18 protein-coding genes are annotated in these 18,276 nt (G+C 63.0%); 14 read left to right on the top strand and 4 right to left on the bottom strand.

Features of this window, described 5'->3' with window-relative positions; all coding sequences use genetic code 11:
* Nucleotides 1-87 precede the first annotated feature (87 nt).
* The gene (locus NWI_RS10450) at nucleotides 88-876 is read left to right on the top strand and encodes a CPBP family intramembrane glutamic endopeptidase (protein WP_011315250.1); all 789 of its coding nucleotides are present in this window, start codon (nucleotides 88-90) and stop codon (nucleotides 874-876) included.
* Here NWI_RS10450 and ruvX read toward each other — a convergent pair whose 3' ends face one another.
* Nucleotides 877-1,368, bottom strand: a complete 492-nt coding sequence (ruvX, locus tag NWI_RS10445) for a Holliday junction resolvase RuvX (RefSeq protein WP_011315249.1) — start codon at nucleotides 1,366-1,368, stop codon at nucleotides 877-879.
* A gap of 262 nt (nucleotides 1,369-1,630) precedes the next feature.
* Here ruvX and gatC point away from each other — a divergent pair, with 262 nt between their 5' ends.
* The 9 genes from gatC (at nucleotide 1,631) to NWI_RS10395 (ending at nucleotide 10,165) form a co-directional block, all read left to right on the top strand.
* Nucleotides 1,631-1,918 (top strand): Asp-tRNA(Asn)/Glu-tRNA(Gln) amidotransferase subunit GatC, encoded by a 288-nt coding sequence (gene gatC, locus NWI_RS10440; protein WP_011315248.1) that lies wholly within the window; start codon nucleotides 1,631-1,633, stop codon nucleotides 1,916-1,918.
* A 14-nt stretch (nucleotides 1,919-1,932) separates the two neighbouring features.
* Complete coding sequence (locus NWI_RS10435) at nucleotides 1,933-2,139, top strand: hypothetical protein (protein WP_011315247.1); 207 nt, start codon at nucleotides 1,933-1,935, stop codon at nucleotides 2,137-2,139.
* Nucleotides 2,136-3,611: an Asp-tRNA(Asn)/Glu-tRNA(Gln) amidotransferase subunit GatA gene (gene gatA, locus NWI_RS10430; protein ID WP_011315246.1), complete on the top strand. Its 1,476-nt coding sequence runs from the start codon at nucleotides 2,136-2,138 to the stop codon at nucleotides 3,609-3,611. Before NWI_RS10435 ends, gatA begins: the two co-directional genes overlap by 4 nt.
* Nucleotides 3,602-3,910, top strand: a complete 309-nt coding sequence (locus NWI_RS10425; protein WP_041344997.1) for a hypothetical protein — start codon at nucleotides 3,602-3,604, stop codon at nucleotides 3,908-3,910. Before gatA ends, NWI_RS10425 begins: the two co-directional genes overlap by 10 nt.
* A gap of 194 nt (nucleotides 3,911-4,104) precedes the next feature.
* A protein-coding gene (locus NWI_RS16995; RefSeq protein WP_148203782.1) for an IS630 family transposase occupies nucleotides 4,105-5,041 on the top strand; the annotation gives its coding sequence in 2 pieces (ribosomal slippage) (nucleotides 4,105-4,440 and nucleotides 4,442-5,041; 936 coding nt in all).
* Nucleotides 5,042-5,239: 198 nt separating this feature from the next.
* Nucleotides 5,240-6,619 carry a patatin-like phospholipase family protein gene (locus NWI_RS10410; RefSeq protein ID WP_011315244.1) on the top strand — a complete coding sequence of 460 codons (1,380 nt, stop codon included), beginning with the start codon at nucleotides 5,240-5,242 and terminating at the stop codon, nucleotides 6,617-6,619.
* Nucleotides 6,620-6,687: 68 nt separating this feature from the next.
* Nucleotides 6,688-8,172 (top strand): Asp-tRNA(Asn)/Glu-tRNA(Gln) amidotransferase subunit GatB, encoded by a 1,485-nt coding sequence (gene gatB, locus NWI_RS10405; protein ID WP_011315243.1) that lies wholly within the window; start codon nucleotides 6,688-6,690, stop codon nucleotides 8,170-8,172.
* 642 nt (nucleotides 8,173-8,814) lie between these two features.
* Nucleotides 8,815-8,958: a hypothetical protein gene (locus NWI_RS18255; protein ID WP_244374894.1), complete on the top strand. Its 144-nt coding sequence runs from the start codon at nucleotides 8,815-8,817 to the stop codon at nucleotides 8,956-8,958.
* Nucleotides 8,959-9,898: 940 nt separating this feature from the next.
* Complete coding sequence (locus NWI_RS10395) at nucleotides 9,899-10,165, top strand: hypothetical protein (RefSeq protein WP_011315241.1); 267 nt, start codon at nucleotides 9,899-9,901, stop codon at nucleotides 10,163-10,165.
* A gap of 225 nt (nucleotides 10,166-10,390) precedes the next feature.
* On the opposite strand, the gene NWI_RS17955 is transcribed toward NWI_RS10395, so the two are convergent.
* Both NWI_RS17955 and NWI_RS10390 read right to left on the bottom strand, forming a co-directional pair.
* Nucleotides 10,391-10,546, bottom strand: a complete 156-nt coding sequence (locus tag NWI_RS17955; RefSeq protein ID WP_187147963.1) for a hypothetical protein — start codon at nucleotides 10,544-10,546, stop codon at nucleotides 10,391-10,393.
* Between the two features lie 219 nt (nucleotides 10,547-10,765).
* Nucleotides 10,766-11,059, bottom strand: coding sequence for a hypothetical protein (locus NWI_RS10390; RefSeq protein WP_011315239.1), 294 nt, complete (start codon nucleotides 11,057-11,059; stop codon nucleotides 10,766-10,768).
* 211 nt (nucleotides 11,060-11,270) lie between these two features.
* Between NWI_RS10390 and NWI_RS10385 the strand changes: the two genes are divergently transcribed.
* The 4 genes from NWI_RS10385 to NWI_RS10370 are packed head-to-tail and all read left to right on the top strand — an operon-like array spanning nucleotide 11,271 to nucleotide 17,156.
* Entirely contained in the window at nucleotides 11,271-12,971 is a 1,701-nt protein-coding gene (locus tag NWI_RS10385; RefSeq protein WP_011315238.1) for a proton-conducting transporter membrane subunit, read from the top strand.
* A 5-nt stretch (nucleotides 12,972-12,976) separates the two neighbouring features.
* Nucleotides 12,977-13,735 carry a hypothetical protein gene (locus NWI_RS10380; RefSeq protein WP_011315237.1) on the top strand — a complete coding sequence of 253 codons (759 nt, stop codon included), beginning with the start codon at nucleotides 12,977-12,979 and terminating at the stop codon, nucleotides 13,733-13,735.
* Nucleotides 13,720-16,833 carry a DUF2309 domain-containing protein gene (locus tag NWI_RS10375; protein ID WP_011315236.1) on the top strand — a complete coding sequence of 1,038 codons (3,114 nt, stop codon included), beginning with the start codon at nucleotides 13,720-13,722 and terminating at the stop codon, nucleotides 16,831-16,833. Before NWI_RS10380 ends, NWI_RS10375 begins: the two co-directional genes overlap by 16 nt.
* Nucleotides 16,830-17,156 carry a P-II family nitrogen regulator gene (locus tag NWI_RS10370; RefSeq protein WP_011315235.1) on the top strand — a complete coding sequence of 109 codons (327 nt, stop codon included), beginning with the start codon at nucleotides 16,830-16,832 and terminating at the stop codon, nucleotides 17,154-17,156. The genes NWI_RS10375 and NWI_RS10370 overlap by 4 nt, the downstream gene beginning before the upstream one ends.
* Here the strand turns inward: NWI_RS10370 and NWI_RS10365 are convergent.
* The gene (locus NWI_RS10365; protein WP_011315234.1) at nucleotides 17,146-18,081 is read right to left on the bottom strand and encodes a LysR family transcriptional regulator; all 936 of its coding nucleotides are present in this window, start codon (nucleotides 18,079-18,081) and stop codon (nucleotides 17,146-17,148) included. The genes NWI_RS10370 and NWI_RS10365 overlap by 11 nt on opposite strands.
* Between the last annotated feature and the right edge of the window lie 195 nt (nucleotides 18,082-18,276).

The raw sequence follows: 18,276 nt of genomic DNA, 5'->3' as shown, positions 1-18,276 counted from the left end.
TCGTCCCGGCCATCCACGTCTTTCTGTTGCGAGGCTGCATGATGTGGATACCCGGCACAAGGCTGGCCGTGACGAAAGGGAACATCGATGACGTCTATTGAAGCGCCCGTGTCTTCTGTTGCGACGCCGCCGCCGTTGCCTCCGCAACCGCGCCTTCCGCAAGCCTGGAAATTCCTTGGCACCAGCCTGTGGGGGCTCGTGGTGTTCGCCGCGATGTTCGCGGGGCAGCTATCCGTCCTTGCTTATTTCGTGATCACGGATGACGCGCCGTTCAGTTTGGACGAGGTCGCGGAGCAGGCTGAAAGCGGCCTGACGGTCGCGCTGTCGGTGGTCACGGGACTGCCAGCGGTCTTGCTCGCGCTGTGGATCGCGATCCGGCTCTCGGGGGTGCCGTTCGCCGATTATCTCGCGCTGCGCCGGGCTTCCTGGCGTCACTTGCTGCTCGGCATTGTCGCCATGGTCGTGCTCGTCACCGGATGGGAGGGGATATCCAAGGCGGTGGGACACGAAAGTTCGCCTGCCTTCATGGTCGATGTGGCAAAGTCAGCCCGCGCCGATGGCGCGCTGTGGCTTCTGGTGGTTTCATTCTGCGTCGTGGCGCCGGTCAGCGAGGAACTCCTGGCGCGCGGATTCCTGTATCGCGGCTGGTCGGAGTCCTTCCTGCGTCCCATCGGAGCGATCGTGCTGTCATCGCTGGTGTGGACCGCGATGCATCTCCAATACGACTGGTTCTTCTTCGGACAGATCTTCTCGATCGGATTGCTGTTCGGTTATCTCCGATATCTCAGCGGTTCTATCTGGCCGACCGTGATCCTGCACGGCTTCAACAATCTCGCGGCGACGCTGCAGACGTTATGGCTCGCCGCTCCGCAGTGATCATCCCGGCCCGGACGTGCGCCGCTGCGTCGCAAGCCGGTCCAGCGCGCCCTGCAGAATAAAGATCGCGGCGTGTTCGTCGATGACCTTGGCGCGCCTTGCGCGACTCATGTCCAACCCGATCAGTTCGCGCTCGACGGCCGCCGTCGAGAGCCGCTCGTCCCATAGGCCGATGGCGAAATCGGTGAGCCTGGCCAGATTGCGCGCAAAGGCGCGAGTCGACTGCGCGCGCGGCCCTTCGCTGCCGTCCATGTTGATCGGCAATCCAAGGATGAAACCTTCCGCGCGGCGTTCGCCTGCAATGGCGAGAAGCCGCGCGGCATCCGCCGTGAACGTCTTGCGGCGGATGGTTTCGACGCCGGTGGCGAGGCGGCGGTCCGGATCGGACACCGCGACGCCGATGGTCTTTGTGCCGAGGTCCAATCCGACGAGCGCACCGCGCGCGGGCCAATGCGCGGCGGCTTCGACCAACGGGAGGACGGATGCGGGCATGACTCCCCATATCATGCGCGGGACAGGCCGGGCAAAGGGGACCGCGGGTCTGCTCGGGCGACCCCTCTCCACTACGAATGGTTGCGGCGCGAAAGCCGGGTCTGCTATAGGAATCTTTCACCGATCAAGGAAACGGTGAAAGATTCAATGTTTTGTTTTGACGCGTTTTCTTCACGCGAACCGGTATCCACTTCGCTCGAAAACGCTATAACGCATGTCAGACGACAGCGCCTTACGATAGAGCCTGCGGGGGGCTTACAATATGTCCGTCGATGCCGCTACCGTCCGCCGCATCGCGCATCTGGCGCGAATAGCGGTCGATGATGCCGAGGTGCCCCATCTGCAAGACGAACTGAACGCGATTCTCGCCTTCGTCGAGCAGTTGCAGGAAGTGAATGTCGATGGTGTCGAGCCGATGACGTCCGTGACGCCGATGGCGATGAAAATGCGGACCGACGTGGTTAATGACGGTGAGATCGCGGACAGGATCGTCGCCAACGCGCCGGTGACGCATGACCACTTCTTTCTGGTGCCGAAAGTTGTCGAATAACAGGTTTTGATTTGATGTGTCTGCTCTGCGGCGATGAAAAGGCTTATCGGGCCTATATGGATTACCTCGACGCCATGGAGCGCCAGGGCCGGACGGCCGATCCCGACGAGGCGGCAAACGCCGTTCTCGCCAGACTCCACGCGGTCGATACGGCGTCTGCCGATGATCCCCGGAACGACAGGACGCTGTCGCCCTTTTTTTGCAGCGCGGTTGATAGATGACGGACTTGACCTCGCTCACGCTGGCCGAGGCTCGTGACGGTCTCGCACGTAAATCTTTCACCGCGCTGGAATTGACCGACGCGCATCTCGCGGCGATGGAGCGCGCGCGCGTCCTGAACGCCTATGTACTGGAGACGCCGGAGCGGGCAAGGGAGATGGCGCGCCAGGCCGACGGGCGGATCGCAAAGAGCGAGGGCGGTCCGCTCAACGGTCTTCCGCTCGGCGTGAAGGATCTGTTTGCGACGGAAGGCACGCGGACCACGGCGTGTTCGCGCATTCTCGGTGATTTCAAGCCGCCCTATGAATCCACCGTGACGTCGCAGCTCTGGCGCGACGGCGCCGTGATGCTCGGCAAGCTCAACAATGACGAATTCGCGATGGGATCGTCGAACGAGACCTCCTGCTTCGGTCCGGTGATCAATCCGTGGCGGCGGCAGGGTTCAGATGTGAGGCTGGTTCCCGGCGGTTCATCCGGCGGGTCGGCCTCGGCGGTGGCTGCCGGAATTTGTCTCGGCGCGACCGCGACCGATACTGGCGGCTCGATCCGCCAGCCCGCGGCCTTCACCGGCACGGTCGGCCTCAAGCCCACATACGGACGTTGCTCCCGCTGGGGCACTGTCGCGTTTGCGTCCTCGCTCGATCAGGCCGGGCCGATCGCACGCACGGTGCGCGACGCGGCGATTTTGCTGCGCTCGATGGCCGGCCACGACCCGAAGGATACGACGTCGGTCGATCGTGCCGTGCCCGACTATGAGGCGGCGGTCGGCAGATCCGTCAAGGGAATGAAGATCGGCCTTCCCAGGGAGTACAGGCTGGACGGGATGCCCGCCGAGATCGAGAAGCTGTGGTCGCAGGGCGCCGACTGGCTGAAAGCGGCGGGCGCCGAACTGGTGGAGGTGTCGCTGCCCCACACGAAATACGCGCTGCCTGCTTATTACATCGTCGCGCCGGCCGAGGCGTCGTCCAACCTCGCGCGCTACGATGGCGTCCGTTACGGCGCGCGCGCCGATGGAAGCAATATCGTCGAGATGTACGAAAACACCCGCGCGAAAGGCTTCGGCGCGGAAGTCCGCCGCCGTATCATGATCGGAACCTATGTCTTGTCCGCGGGTTACTACGATGCGTATTACCTGCGCGCGCAGAAGGTTCGTACCTTGATCAAGAAGGACTTCGAGGATTGCTATGAGGCGGGGGTCGATGCGATCCTGACCCCGGCGACGCCGTCCGCCGCGTTCGGTATCGGCGAGAAGACTGATTCCGATCCGATCGAGATGTATCTCAACGACATCTTCACCGTGACGGCGAACATGGCGGGCCTGCCCGGCATTGCCGTACCCGCGGGCCGGGACGCGCAGGGGCTTCCGCTCGGGCTGCAACTCATCGGTCGTCCGTTCGACGAGGAGGCGGTTATTTCACTTGGTGAGGTGATCGAGCAGGCTGCCGGGCGCTTTACGCCGGAGGTGTGGTGGTGACGCCGGATGCTTTCAAAGCCAGCTTGGCGAACGCCGAGCCGCCGCAGGGCGTTTCCGTGCCGCTTGCGGCCTTGTGGTGGTCCGCCAAGGGCGACTGGAACAAGGCGCACGTCATCGTGCAGCCGGTGGTGGGGCCGGAGGCCGCATGGGTCCACGCTTACCTGCATCGGCTTGATGGCCGCGAGATCGGCAACGCCGCTTACTGGTACCGCCGCGCCGACAAGCCGTTTGGAAAAGGCTCGTCCGAGGACGAGTGGAGCCAGATCGTCGCGGAATTGCTGGGTGGCTACAACGGTTAGAGCATTATCGCTTCTGATTGAATCAGAAGCGAAGCTCTGGATTGTTGTTTTGACGCGTTTTCTCCACGCGGACAGGTCACCGTCCTCCGGTCGAGCCGAGGACTAGAGTCTTTTTGGGTTGATCTGACTCGTTTGAGGATTCACGGAGGGGTTTTTCTGGGCCAGGGTTTGGCTGTCTTGATTCGGAGGCAGCGATGACACGGGCCTATTCGTCTGATTTGCGCGAGCGGGTGATTGGTGCGGTTGCGGGCGGGCTTTCGGCAACCTCGGCGGCCAAGGTTTTTTCGGTGAGTGCCAGCAGCGCGATCAAATGGGTCCGTCAGTGGCGGCTTGACGGACGAACGGCGCCGAGCGGCCTTCGCGGTCATCGTCGCGCGGTTCTTGAGCCGCATGCCGCGTGGCTGCTCGACCTGATTGGGGCACAGTCGGATATCACGCTTGAAGAAGTCCGGGTCCTGCTGCGCGAGCGCGGCATTACGGTCAGCGTGGCAACGGTGTGGAGCTTCTACGACCGGCGCGGCATCAGCTTCAAAAAAAAGCGTTTACGCGACCGAGCAGGATCGGCCCGACGTGGCGATGGCCCGCGAGGTCTGGAAAGCGCAACAAGGGCTGCTTGATCCAGCCCGCCTCGTCTTCATCGATGAGACCGGCACCTCGACCAACATGGCGCGATTGCGTGGCCGCTGCCGCCGTGGCCAACGCCTGGTCGGCAAGATTCCACACGGTCACTGGAAGATCACCACCTTCGTCGCGGCACTGCGCCACGACGCTATCACCGCTCCCTTTGTCATCAACGAGCCGATGAATGGCGAGATCTTTCGCGTCTACCTGCAACGATGCCTGGTCCCGACCCTGAAGCCAGGCGACATCGTGGTGATGGACAATCTGCCCGCCCACAAGAACGACGATGTTCGACAAATCATCGAGGCCGCTGGCGCGCAGTTGCGCTATCTGCCGCCGTACTCGCCCGACCTCAACCCGATCGAGATGGCGTTCGCAAAGCTCAAGGCCCATCTGCGAAAGGCCGCCGAGCGATCGATCCCCGCACTCTGGAACAGGATCGGTTCTATCCTCGATCTCTTCTCTCCAGACCAATGCATCAACTTCTTCAATCACGCCGGTTATGCGTAATCTCAATCCAAAATGGCTCTAGCTTCGCTCGGAAAACGCTATGGCTGGTATCGGAGAGGCTGGGCGGGCCGCCGCTGTGTCGCCGTTCGGGGCTACGCCGGCCGTTGACCACGACAGCAGGTAGCGGTCGGGACAGATTGCCATTCGCCGCGCCAGGAACCATAGTCGGCGCGCGATTGGCGGGGCGACCTCACGACCATGCGTTCAGCATTTGCTGTTATCGGACTATGCGCGCTGCTGCTCGGTTGCGCGTCGATCCAGAATGCGCCCGTCAACCAGCCGGGCAGCAGCACCGACCTCGTAGGCCAGCTGCACGAAAACTTCGAAGAGCGGACTGCCACCGACGACGATCTGGTGGCGCTGTCTTTTTCCGGCGGCGGTACGCGGGCGGCTGCATTTTCCTTCGGCGTGCTGGAGGAATTGGCGCAGACGCCGGTGCGCGGCGGCGGCGCATCCATGATCGACCGTATCGATTTCATTTCCGGCGTATCCGGAGGGTCGGTGACCGCCGCCTATTTCGGATTGCGCAAGCGCGCGGCCCTGGCCGACTTCCGCGAAAAGTTTCTTTTGCGAAATGCCGAGGAGGGACTTCAAACCGACCTCAACCTCGCCACCCTTGGCAGGGCGTTCGCCGGCGGCATCAACGATTCCAGCGGGCTGCCGCGCTGGCTCGACGCCAACCTGTTCCATGGCGCGACCTTCGCCGATCTGCGACAGACGGTGCGCCCGCGGGTGTGGATCAACGCCTCCGACATCTACAATCGCACGCCTTTCGTTTTTGGCGCGACCGCGTTCAGCGCGATGTGCAGCGACCTCGCGTCCTATCCGCTGGCCAACGCGGTGGCGGCGTCGGCGGCGGTGCCCGTCGCGTTCGCGCCGGTGGTGATTCAGACTTTCCCCGGTCGATGCAAGGATCCGCTGCCGGCCTGGATCGTGAAGGCGCGCGACAACCGCAACGCGCCGCCGATGCTGAGCGCCTTTGCGAAAGCGATCAGCCGCTACCATGACGGCGAAATTCCCTACATCAAGCTGCTCGACGGCGGCCTGGTCGACAATTACGGCCTGTCGGGTTTTACCATCGCGCTGCTGTCGGCGCGCGCGCCCTATGAACCGCTGTCACCCCAGCAGGCCGTCAAAATCCGGCGCGGACTGTTTGTGGTCGTGGATGCCAAGACCGGCCTTTCAGGCAACTGGATCAATACCATTGAGGGTCCAAGCGGCGTCGACCTCGTCAAGGCGGCGGCGGATACCGCTATCGATGCCAGCGTCGGCGCGGGTTACACGGCCTTCGAGCGCACCATGGGCGACTGGCAGGCGGCGTTGATCCGGTGGCGCTGCGGCCTGACGGCCGCGGAACGCGCCCGTTACGGAGCGCGTCCGGGCTGGAACTGTCACGATCTGAAGTTCTTCGTAGGCCGGATCGGCTTCGATCAACTCGATCCCGCGCGCGCCGCACGCCTTGAGACCGTTCCGACCCGATTCCGCTTGCCGCCGCAGCAGGTGGATGAGGTGATCGCGGCAGGCCGGGACGCATTGCGGGCAAGCTCCGCGTTTCGCATGTTTGCCGGACGCATGTAAGCGAGCGTGGACCTCGCCCATAAAAGATTGGGTTTCCCAATCGTGAGCCCCCGGAGTAAAAACCGCGCATGAACGCACCTGTCAAACCGTCCCACCTGATCAAAGGCGCAACCGGCGAGTGGGAGATGGTGATCGGGATAGAAGTCCACGCCCAGGTCACGTCCAACGCCAAGCTGTTCTCCGGCGCCTCAACCGCCTTCGGCGGCGATCCCAACAGCCACGTGTCGCTGGTCGATGCGGCGATGCCGGGAATGCTGCCGGTCATCAATGAGGAGTGCGTTCGCCAGGCGGTGCGGACCGGCCTGGGACTGAACGCCAGGATCAATCTGCGCTCCGTGTTCGACCGCAAGAACTATTTCTATCCCGACCTGCCGCAGGGCTATCAGATCAGCCAGTACAAGTCGCCGATCGTCGGCGAGGGCGAGGTCGTGGTCGATCTTGCCGACGGTACGAGCTTCGTGGTCGGGATCGAGCGGCTGCACCTCGAACAGGACGCCGGCAAGTCCCTGCATGATCAGCACGCGGACATGAGCGCGATCGACCTGAACCGCTCCGGCGTGGCGCTGATGGAAATCGTGTCCAGGCCCGACATGCGCTCGTCCGAACAGGCCAGGGCCTATGTGACCAAGCTGCGGACGATCCTGCGCTATCTCGGCACTTGCGACGGGGACATGGAGAAAGGCAACCTCCGCGCCGACGTCAACGTCTCGGTGCGCCGGCCGGGCGAACCCTTCGGCACGCGCTGCGAGATCAAGAACGTCAACTCCATCCGATTTATAGGTCAGGCGATCGAATACGAGGCGCGCCGCCAGATCGGCATTCTCGAAGACGGCGGCGGCATCGATCAGGAAACGCGTCTGTTCGATCCGGATAAAGGTGAGACCCGCGCCATGCGCTCCAAGGAAGAGGCGCACGACTACCGCTACTTCCCGGACCCCGACCTGCTGCCGCTGGAGTTTTCGCAAGGTCTCGTGGATGCGCTGAAGGCCGACCTGCCGGAGTTGCCGGACCAGAAGAAGGCACGCTTTGTGACGGATCTCGGCCTGACATCGTACGACGCCGCCGTGCTGGTCAGCGAGCACGAGAGCGCTAACTTCTACGAGTCGGTTCTGGCCGACCTTGCGGACGCGCGACGCGATGGGAAAGCCGCCGCCAACTGGGTGATCAACGAACTGTTCGGACGGCTCAACAAACAGGGCCTGAGCATTGAGGCGTCGCCGGTTTCCGCGTCCCAACTCGCGGCGATCATCGATCTGATCGGCGAGGGAACCATCTCCGGCAAGATCGCCAAGGATCTGTTCGAGATCGTCTGGAGCGAAGGCGGCGACCCGCGCGCGCTGGTCGAGGCGCGGGGAATGAAGCAGGTCACCGACGTGGGTGCGATCGAGAAGGTGGTCGACGACATCGTCGCCGCCAACCCGGATAAGGTCGCACAGGTTCGCGCCAAGCCGCAGATGATCGGCTGGTTTGTCGGTCAGGTGATGAAAGCGTCCGGCGGCAAGGTCAATCCGCAGGCGGTGAACGATCTGCTCAAGGCCAAGCTTGGTCTGTAACCTTCGGCTACCGGCTTAACGCCACGCGCGGCTGCATGTCTCGCACGGCTGCATGTCTCGCTTTGACGGCGTCGGCGCGACGCCTCGTTTGTCTGGCGCATGGCTTTTCGACGGACGCCGCGCAGGCCGAGGAGACAGCCATCAAGCTGCTTCATCATTGAATGGCGTTTGCTTAAGCGTACGCTGGCTGAATCGGTTTTCGCGAATCGCATTTCAGGATTGGCGAAAACATGCGCCGTAGCGGGCGCCGAAGGCGGCTTTCAAAGTTATCGGCGAAAATATTTTTATTGCCAAAAGTCAGGACTCGGAGTCCGCATCTATATCGATTTCAGTGGCGCCGCTGGTCAGTGTGATGCGTGCCGCGCATCCGCCGTCCGTTTGTTGAATTAAGAATATCGTTGCGGCGCAGTCATTATTTGAAATCACGAAAAACGCCTGCTTGGGTTTCCCGCGCCTTGCCGGCATCGTCCATCCACGAGTCCCCGTATAATCTCGGCGCGCGCCACTGTCGTGCCGCTGTGGGATGTCAACACTTCCTTAAGCGGGACACTGTTTTTTTTTTGATGTTGGTGTATTCGAAAGATGTGCATTTCGATTCCCGAATGCATGCAGCGACGAAGCCATCTCACTCTGGAGGGCAACATGGCCAAGAAGGCGAAGAAGGCGAAGAAGGCGAAAGCCAAGGCGAAGACGACGAAGAAGGTGAAGAAGACGAAGAGCGCAGTGAAGAAGACTGCGAAGAAGACCCGCAAGGTCGCCAAGAAGGTTGCCAAGAAGAAGAAGTAAGCTCGCTTTGGAATCGCCGGCTGCTTGATGCCGGTGACGTCGTCGGGGCCGAGACAGTTTGCTTCCAGGCAGATTTCAGTTCGGGTGACGACGACGAGAGAGGGTGTCGGCGAGACATCAGGTCAAACGGTCGGATCGTTGTTTCGGAGTTTCTCCTCGACAGCCGGTCCGAAGGAAGAGCGCGGTGAATCTCATCGCCGGTCTTCTTCAGCGCGGATAACAAGGTCCGCGATCACTGGCGGCCCAGGCTGCGGTGAGAGTTTGTCCTGACGTGTTCACCGACGCCCTCGTCCTGCCGCTGGCTCGGCCATCAAGTTTTTCGCTTCTGATGAAATCAGCAGCGCTCTCAAGTTTTGATTCGATGCGCTTTCTTCGCGTGAACCGGGTACCCCATCGCGGGTCGAGCTCGAGTGTGCTTCGCTCGAAGACGCCATAGCTGTCGCGTCGCCATTTCCTGTCATTCTGCCAATAGAGCGGCCGCTGGAAGGCCTGCGGATCGCGATGATGCTTGCGGCATCGTTCCGGCAGCGCCTTCGCGCGCGCGTCTGGATCCGGGCTTTATAGCGTTTTCGAGCGAAGTGGAATCCGGTTCGCGTGAAGAAAACGCGTCAAAACATAAAGATGGAGTCTTTCACCGTTTCCATGAAGCGGTGGAAGATTCTAGCGATGGTTAGCGGTTTGCCAAATCTCACAGTAAACCGAATCGTGTAAAATGACGAAAGCCCTTGCCATCTAAGGGTTTTTCGATCCGAGTTGATCGCTGTGCGCCGATGACGTTCACGTTCGATTCATCGCGATACTTAAACTGCTCTTCAAATTTCACCTTCATGATCCGTGTGTCTGGACGGCACGCCGGCGAACGGCGGTTGGATCCAGCGGGGCGCCGACAGGTGGATGGGCCGCACTCGAAGCAGGGCGGCAATAAAAGGGGAACAGAGGGATGTTTCAGGGGCAGATCGACTTCGAGACGGCGGTGCCAGTGAGCGCTGACGCTGTTCAGGATATTCTTTTCGAGCGGGGGCTGTACTGGGCGAGCGGTCGCGCCGGTCTGGTCGATCTGGTGGCCGCGCATAAATGGTTCAATCTCGCCGCTCTCAAGGGGCACGCTGAAGCGGCCGCGATGCGCCGCGAGGTTGCCGCTCTGATGTCCGGGGCCGAGATCGTCATGGCGCAACGCGATGCGCGGGCCTGGATGACGGTGCACTGACGAGCCGCTTTGGCTTACGTCGTATGCGCGGCGGCACCCGCTTCATCCGGCAACGGAAGACAGCATTCTCGCGCTGCCTTGAATTGAATCCGAGCCTGTCGGGTTCGCGTGAAGCACGTCCACGGATCTGAGCCGGGGATGGATACCAGTTCGTGTGAAGAAAACGCGTCAAAACAAAGCGATAGACTCATTCCCTCTTCCGCGAAGCGGTGAAGGACTCTGAGTTCAGTCAGAGGCGGAAAGGCTCTCGTCCTCAGGCTTTTTATTGATGTCGGACGCGCGGGCGCGGTTGATCTTCCGTCGATTCCACAAAACAGCGCCGATGGTGGCGGAGATCACCAGAAACGGGATCACATATACATAGACGTCCAGAACGCTCATGATGCGTGGCCTTGTAACATATCGAGGAAGTTTTCGCGCCGTTTGAGTGCGATGGCCTTTCGTTGTCAGACTTTGAAGGGGCCTGGCCAGCTTGAGGTGATGCGACGCGTCGTCACACACCGTTATGCGGTTACGCGGCGCTCGTCATCCGCACCTCTCCAGCCTGATCGCGCAAAAACCCGATCTGAACTCGGCCGGGTGCGGGCCGGTTGATTCCGGCTAATCGTTGTCGTCCAGTTCAGCGTCCCAGCCGCGCGCCTTGGCTCGCGCGATGGCCTCGCTATAAACGCGATTGTGGCGGTCGGCCAGCTCCGGCGGCAACGCACTGGGAACGTTACCGTATTGATCCCAAAGGTTGTTCACCTTGCTCATCAATGCCTGCATCTGCCCGGCGTCCCAACCCGCGCAATCCTGCGTTTCGGGGATAAGCCCGAAGACGCGCGCATCGAGCACGGTTCGCCCCAGCGCGGTTATCCCGTGTGTGTCTTGATCAAGTCCGACGTATTTAGCCATGGTAGTTCTCTTGCCTGAAAAACGATTCAATGAGTGTCCGGGTCAAACTATATTAGCTTACTTTGGGGGTTGAATAAGAAATTCAAATTTCTGCTTATTCGATAACTTTCTTATATGATGCCCCACGTCAGTCTGCTCCGGCCAGATGGAGCAGGGGGCCCTCTCGACTGCTTCGACATCGCGCCATCCCGATTCAACAAGGAGTGTTGCCGTGGATCAATGGGTCTCCTGGTGTCTGGTGGTGTTGCCGGCGCTCCCGGTACTATCGGCGATAATGGCCCCGCTGGCCGGATCTGGTCAGCAAGCACGGGCGGCGCGCCTCAGCGTGGCGATGACCGCTGTCACCTGCGTGGTTTCTGTGGCGTTGCTGGTGGCGGTGCTGCGCGCCCCACAGGGCGATGTGACGGTGGCGCGGCTCGGTCCCGCGGCTCTCATGCTCGACAACCTTGCCGTGGCGATGGCGGTGCTGGTGTCGGCCATCAGCCTGGTGGTGCACGTCTACTCGGTGCGCTACATGGCCGACGAGCCCGGCTACGTGCGGTTTTTCGCCATGCTGGACCTGATGACGGCCGTCATCCTGCTGATGGTGACCGCCGCCGATCTGCTCACGCTGCTGGCGGCCTGGTTCCTGATCGGGGTGCTGCTGTTCTTTCTTCTCGGCTTCGATACGAGCCGCAAGGCCAGCGGCCGCTATGCCTTGTGGACCTTCCTGACCTACCGCGTGGGCGATCTGCCGATGGTGGGCGCGGCGTTGCTGTTGTGGCATGGCTATGGCACCGCCGAGTTGTCGGAACTGTTCGCGCGGATCACCGCTAATCCAGATGTGCAGCTCGGCGGAGTAGCGGTGGTGCCGCTGGTGGCAATGTTGTTGGCGCTGGCGGCCTTTGCCCGCTCGGCGCAGTTCCTGCTGCATACATGGTTGCCCTATACGATGGACGGTCCGACGCCGGTGTCGGCTCTGATGCATGCGGGCATCGTCAACGCCGGCGGATTTCTGTTCAACCGCTTCGCGCCGGTGTTTGTTCACGCGCCTGACGCGCTGCACCTGGCGTTTGTCGTCGGGCTGGTGACGGCGCTGATCGGCTCGGCGCTGATGCTCACGCAGAACGACGTAAAAAAATCGTTGGGCTATTCCACCATGGGGCAGATGGGCTTCATGATCATGGAATGCGGGCTGGGCGCGTTTTCGCTCGCCGTCTATCATCTCATCGCGCATGGACTGTTCAAGGCCACGCTGTTTCTCAACGCGGGCAACGTGATCGGCGACAGCCGCCGCGAAGATGGCGTGCCGCCCGATGACATCTACAGCTTCGTGGTCGAGCGCCGTCCCCTGCGCGAAGTCCAGAAAGTGCCATGGCTGTGGGCCGCGCTCGCCACCGTATTGGTGCCGGCGCTGGTGCTGGGCCTGTCACATGGGATGGTGGCGGCGGATTTCTTCCATAAGCAAGGTTCCGTGGTGCTGCTGTTCTTCGGCTGGGTCACCGGCGCGCAGTTGTTCTTCTCCATTCATAAAATGCCCAGCGAGAGCCCGCTGCGCACGCTGACCATGGTGCTCCTGTCCTTTTTCATCGTAGTGGTTGGCTACACCCTGATCGCTCATACGTTCGAGAACTTCCTCTACCCGGACGCCGAGTTGCGCGACGCCATCTATGCCGCGGCGAGCATCAACGTCCTGGCTTTCGATACTCTCGTGGTTCTCGTCACGGTCGCGCTGGTCGGCTCCTGGCTGGCCACCTTCTATACCCACTCCCTCGAATTCGGGGGCAAGCCCGGCACGCGGTGGAACGCCATCTACCTCAATCTCTATGCCCTATTTTCGCGAGAGTTCTACGTGTCCTACATCTACACCCAACTGGCGCGCGGCACGCTGAGCGCGACCAAGCGGGTGAACATCTGGCTGCGTTGGGTCTGACCGCCATGATCGCTTTGCTCCTTGCCTTGATCCTTCTGCCGCTGTTTCCCCTGAGCATGTTGTTCAACGCCGGGCTGCAGGTGCTGCCCGTCTGGCTGCGTGTTCCGGCGCTTGTGGCTTTCCCCGCCGCGGGCGCGTGGCTGCTCAACCAGGCGGCGCCGCCGCCTGAGCAATACGTCCTCCCGCTGCAACTGCTGGCCGCGTTTACAGCGCTGCTCTATGCTTGGCGGCTGCTTTCGGTGCAGGAGGTGTTCATCTGGGCGCGGTTGCAGGCCACCTCGGTCTGGCCGCTGGTGTGGCTGGCCTGGCTGCACGGCCTGCACGGGAAGACCCTCGTGTTCGTGGCTCTGGCGATGACGATTCCCGCCGCGGTGCTGATGATTCTCGGCTCCAGCCTGAGCAGTCGCTTCGGAGGGGCCTATCTCGGCCTGCGTGGACGCATCGGCCCGGCTTTTCCGCGCCTGACCCTCGCGTGGGTGGTGACCCTGCTCGCCGCTCTGGCGGCGCCGCCGTTTCCCGGATTCTTCGCCATGCTTGCGGTGTTGCAGCAGATTCCCGTTGGTCTGACGGTCGTCGTGCTCGCGGTGTGGTTGCTGTGGAGCTGGGCGGCCGCGCTGTTGTGGCAGCACGGCCTGTTCGGGCGCGAGTGGCCGCGTCCTGCGGGAACAGTCGATCTGTCATACGGCGCCGGCCTGGGGCTGATGCTTACTGCCGTTGCCGCGGTGCTGGCTTCGATCGGAGGATGGTCATGGTGGATGCATTGAACCTCGGCCGGCGTCTACGGGTGCGCTCGACCGCCTATGTGGCGGGTGAGCCGGTGCCGTTCTTCTGGCCGATGCGGACCTTCATTCATCACAACCCGCTCTACGGCCTCGAGGACATGCCGTTCGAGCAGGCGGTGCGTCGCGGCGCGGAGCTGTTTCACGCCCGCATGTTCCTGCCGCGCAGCGACTATCAGCGCTGGCAGCGCGAAGGCAAGGTGCGGCCGGAGACCCTCAAGGAGGAGATCGGGCGACGCTCGCAGGACCTGCCTCCGGTGCCGGGCGTCGACTGGCCGCGCTGGCTGCATGCGCTGATGCAGACGCCGCACGACCGCGATGCGGTGGTGCGCGGCGTGCGGGCGAAGGACGTCCACGCCGCGCTGCACGGCCATCCGCCTTCCGCGCAGGCCGTCGACGTCGCCGCGCTGCTGCCGGAGCTTGAGCAGCGCCTGCACGCGCGCACGCTGCCCGAGGCGGTCGATGCCCTGTGGGGCACGGGACTCGCCGACGAGCTCGACGAACTCGTCATCAAGAACTGCCTTGATTTCTTCGACGAAGACCAGTCCGCCTGGCGGATGCCGGGGCGCGAGCGCGGCCTGTTCTCCGCCTGGAGCGAGGTCACGCGGCGCAACGCGCGCATGGTCCTGCGCCGGCTGCATGTGCGGCACATCCTCGACCATGTGCAGGACGCCGAGAGCGCGGTGGTGTACGTCATGGAGGAGATGGGCATCGGCGCCGAGGCCTGGCCGACCTACTTCACCCGCGTGCTCACCCGGCTGCACGGCTGGACCGGCTTCGTGCGCTGGCGGGCGTCGGCCAAACATTACTATTGGGCGCAGCAGTACCCGGCCGATATCGTCGATCTGCTGGCGATCCGGCTGGTCATGGGGCTGGCGCTGCTGCAGGAAAGCGCGCGCCATCGCGGCACGCCGATGCGGCGTGACGATCTTGGCGCCGTGGTGCGCGAACGCGGCGCGGAATGCGTGCTGCGGTACGCGCTGCACAGCGGCGAGGTGCTGCCCGACTGGGCGCAGCGCATCGACGACACGCTGTCGCGCGGCAACGGCGCCCGCTGCCATGATCTCCTGCAACGCTACTGGCCGCTGTGGCAGGCCCGCCTCGGGCAGCAACAGGCCGCCGCGCTGCGCGAGCTGGCCGCCGCGGCGAACGCCACCGCCGCGCTCGATGCGCTGGCGCCGGAGGACGTCGAGGGCCTGTTGCAGGGGCTGCGGGACTTCGCGCCGCAGGAAGGCATGGTGTGGACCCTGGCGATGGAGGGGCAGGCCATCGACAAGCTGCTCACCCAGGTGCAGGCGCCGCAGGATCCGCCGCCCGACAAGATACCGTTCGCGCAGGCCTGGTTCTGCATCGACGTGCGCGCCGAACCCATCCGCCGCCACCTGGAGCGCGTGGGCAATTACCAGACCTTCGGCATCGCCGGCTTCTTCGGCGTGCCGGTGGGCTTCCTCGGCTACGGCAAGGGCAGCGAAAGCCACTACTGCCCGGCGGTGATCACGCCCAAGAACCTGGTGCTGGAGCTGCCCGCCGCGCTGGACCCCCACAACGAGGATTTCGTCAGCACGCTCGGCCACGTGCTGCACGATCTCAAGAAGTCGGTGCTCTCGCCCTATGTCACGGTGGAAGCGGTGGGCATGCTGTTCGGGCTGGACCTGTTCGGCAAAACCCTGGCGCCCCTGGGCTACAGCCGCTGGCGCCGCCGCATCGACACCGAAAAGCCGGTGACCCGCCTGCTGGTCGACAAGCTCAGCCGCGAGCAGGCCGACTCCATCATCCGCACCCTGCAGCGGGCGATGATCGTCAAGGCGCTGCACACCGAACTGAAGATCGAGCGCGAGCGGGTGGATGACGACATGATCCGCGAACTGCGCGAGATCGCGCTGCGCCGCCGCGACGGGCCGACGCGGCTGCGCACGACGTTCGGCGTGCCCCAGACGCAGGAGGCCGAGTTCATCGACAAGCTGCGTCAGGTCTACGGCGTCGATGCCGACTACACCAATCATCAGCTCGAGCGGCTGGGGCGCATCGGCTACTCGCTCGACGAGCAGGTCAACTACGTGCACACGGCCCTGACCATGATCGGGCTGACCCAGACCTTCTCGCGCTTCGTGCTGGTGGTCGGCCACGGCGGCAAGACCGAGAACAATCCTTACGAGTCAGCTCTGGACTGCGGCGCCTGCGGCGGCGCCAGCGGCATCGTGAACGCCCGGGTGTTCGCGCAGATGGCCAACAAGCCCGCGGTGCGCGAGCGGCTGGCGGCCATGGGCATCACCATTCCGGAAGACACCTGGTTCATGCCCGCGCTGCACGTCACCACCACCGACGCCATCGAACTGTTTGACCTCGACCTGCTGCCGCCACGCCACCTGGTATATCTGGAACGCCTGCGGGACGGCCTGCGAGCGGCCTCGCGCCTGACCGCGGCCGAGCGCATGCCGAAGCTGTTGCCGGAGGCGAAGGCGCTCGAGCCGGCGGAAGCCTTGCGCCTGGCGAACCGCCTGGCGGTGGACTGGGCGCAGGTCCGCCCCGAATGGGGACTGTCGGGGAACGTCTACGGCATCGTCGGCCGCCGCGCGCTCACCGAGAACTCGGATCTGCAGGGCTCCGCCTTCCTGCTGTCCTACGACTGGCGCTGCGATCCCAGGGGCCGCCTGCTGGAGAATCTGCTGGCAGCCCCGGTGGTGGTGGGCCAGTGGATCAACCTCGAACACTTCTTCTCCACCGTGGACAATGCCCATCTGGGCAGCGGCAGCAAGGTCTACCACAACGTGTCCGGGCGCTTCGGGGTGATGACCGGCAGCCTGAGCGATCTGCGCACCGGCCTGCCGATGCAGACGGTGATGCGCGAGGGACGCCCTTACCACGAACCGATGCGCCTGATCGCGCTGATCGAGGCGCCGCTGGACTTCGCCGGCCGCGTGCTGGAGCGCGTGGTCAAGGTCAAAAGCCTGGTGCTCGGCGGCTGGATCCGCGCCATCGTCATCGACCCCACCCAGGGCTACAAGCCCTTCGTCTTCAACAACGGCCAGTGGGAGGAGCGGACCCCTCTAATCGCTCCTGCCGAGAAGGAATACTCCGCATGAACGAGATCAAGCTGCATCCGCTGAAGAAGCTGGAAATCATTCTCCAGGGCGAGCACAGGGAATTTGCCACTGATCTGCTCGATCGCGCTGGAGTCAAAGGCTACACCATTATCGGCAACCTGTCCGGGAAGGGCGCCCACGGCATGTACGAAGGGCACCTGATGTTCAATGAGGATGACGTTCTCATCATGATCATCGCCGCCGTTCCGCCGAGTCTGTTCGACTCGCTGCTCGAGGGCTTCCTGCCGTTTTTCGAGGCGCATTCAGGCGTGATTCTCGTCAGCGACATTCAGGTCGGCCGCCTGGTGAAATTCATGGGATGAGAAGCGGCGCTTGCTGCGGATGCTTGGGCGAGGCCAGCGGCCGCGCCTGCTGAGTGATGAACGTCAGGAAGGACTGCGCCACCGCGGACAGCCGCTTGCCCTTGCGGTGGACGACGAACCATTGTCGCACGATGGGGAAGCTTTCCACATCGAGGGTGACGAGACGGCGTATCGCCAGCTCTAGTTCCAGGGTGTGCAGCGAAAGAATGCCTAACCCCAGCCCGGCTTCGACGGCCTGCTTGATGGCCTCGTTGCTGCTCATTTCCATGACCGAGTGGAATTCCACGCCAAGACGCGAAAAATGCCGCTCGGCGGCATTGCGCGTACCGGAGCCGGGCTCGCGGGTAATGAAGGGCTGGCAACCCAATTCCGTCAGCGGGATCTTGCGCCGTCCGGCCAGCGGATGCTCGGGCGAGGCGATGACCATCAGCGGGTTGTCGAGGAACGCGCGCGCGACGAGCTCGCTGTCTTCCGGCGGCTGCCCCATGATGGCGAGATCCTGATTCGTCGCCGATAGCGTCTCAAGGATATGCGTCTGGTTGGACACCTGCAGGCGCACCTGCACTCTGGCGTGGCAGGCGCAGAAAGCTGCGATGAGCTTAGGCATGAAGTAATTGGCGGTGCTGGCCACGGTGAGGTCGAGTTCTCCGCGATGGACGCCGCGAAACTCTTCCATCGCCGACTCGAGGTCGCGCATCTTGGCGCCGATAAGCGTGGTGTGACGGTGCAACTCGCGGCCCGCGTCGGTCGGCCGGATTTTTTTTCCGACATGGTCGAACAGCGGCACGCCGATCTGCTCTTCCAACTGCCGCATCTGCATCGAGACCGCCGGCTGTGTGAGATGCAAAGCGTCAGCCGCGCGCGTGAAGCTCTCCTGTTGCAACACAGCGTCGAAAATCTGGAGTTGTCTGAGAGTGAGATGCATGGCCAATATATAAGTTACTCTAATGCATATGATCAAAAATAACAATTAGAGTTTATGTGGGGCGTCTTCTATGTTCAGGGCTCGTGAATCGCGGGGCCGGCTGAATCACAGACCCTGCTGAGACCCACGAACGTCATCCCCGGGCCGGGTGGGGGGATGGCCACCGCACCGCGGTAGGTCCTCGCCCGTCGTTCG

The sequence above is a fragment of the Nitrobacter winogradskyi Nb-255 genome (assembly GCF_000012725.1).
GTDB lineage: Bacteria > Pseudomonadota > Alphaproteobacteria > Rhizobiales > Xanthobacteraceae > Nitrobacter > Nitrobacter winogradskyi.
The sequence above is the reverse complement of the archived record's forward strand: the minus strand, read 5'-3'. Positions and strand labels throughout refer to the sequence as shown.

Coding starts and splice junctions, on each gene's coding strand:
- NWI_RS10450 (WP_011315250.1), top strand. CDS start 88: ATGACGTCTATTGAAGCGCCCGTGTCTTCTGTTGCGACGCCGCCGCCG.
- ruvX (WP_011315249.1), bottom strand. CDS start 1,368: ATGCCCGCATCCGTCCTCCCGTTGGTCGAAGCCGCCGCGCATTGGCCC.
- gatC (WP_011315248.1), top strand. CDS start 1,631: ATGTCCGTCGATGCCGCTACCGTCCGCCGCATCGCGCATCTGGCGCGA.
- NWI_RS10435 (WP_011315247.1), top strand. CDS start 1,933: ATGTGTCTGCTCTGCGGCGATGAAAAGGCTTATCGGGCCTATATGGAT.
- gatA (WP_011315246.1), top strand. CDS start 2,136: ATGACGGACTTGACCTCGCTCACGCTGGCCGAGGCTCGTGACGGTCTC.
- NWI_RS10410 (WP_011315244.1), top strand. CDS start 5,240: ATGCGTTCAGCATTTGCTGTTATCGGACTATGCGCGCTGCTGCTCGGT.
- gatB (WP_011315243.1), top strand. CDS start 6,688: ATGAACGCACCTGTCAAACCGTCCCACCTGATCAAAGGCGCAACCGGC.
- NWI_RS18255 (WP_244374894.1), top strand. CDS start 8,815: ATGGCCAAGAAGGCGAAGAAGGCGAAGAAGGCGAAAGCCAAGGCGAAG.
- NWI_RS10395 (WP_011315241.1), top strand. CDS start 9,899: ATGTTTCAGGGGCAGATCGACTTCGAGACGGCGGTGCCAGTGAGCGCT.
- NWI_RS17955 (WP_187147963.1), bottom strand. CDS start 10,546: ATGAGCGTTCTGGACGTCTATGTATATGTGATCCCGTTTCTGGTGATC.
- NWI_RS10390 (WP_011315239.1), bottom strand. CDS start 11,059: ATGGCTAAATACGTCGGACTTGATCAAGACACACACGGGATAACCGCG.
- NWI_RS10380 (WP_011315237.1), top strand. CDS start 12,977: ATGATCGCTTTGCTCCTTGCCTTGATCCTTCTGCCGCTGTTTCCCCTG.
- NWI_RS10375 (WP_011315236.1), top strand. CDS start 13,720: ATGGTGGATGCATTGAACCTCGGCCGGCGTCTACGGGTGCGCTCGACC.
- NWI_RS10370 (WP_011315235.1), top strand. CDS start 16,830: ATGAACGAGATCAAGCTGCATCCGCTGAAGAAGCTGGAAATCATTCTC.
- NWI_RS10365 (WP_011315234.1), bottom strand. CDS start 18,081: ATGCATCTCACTCTCAGACAACTCCAGATTTTCGACGCTGTGTTGCAA.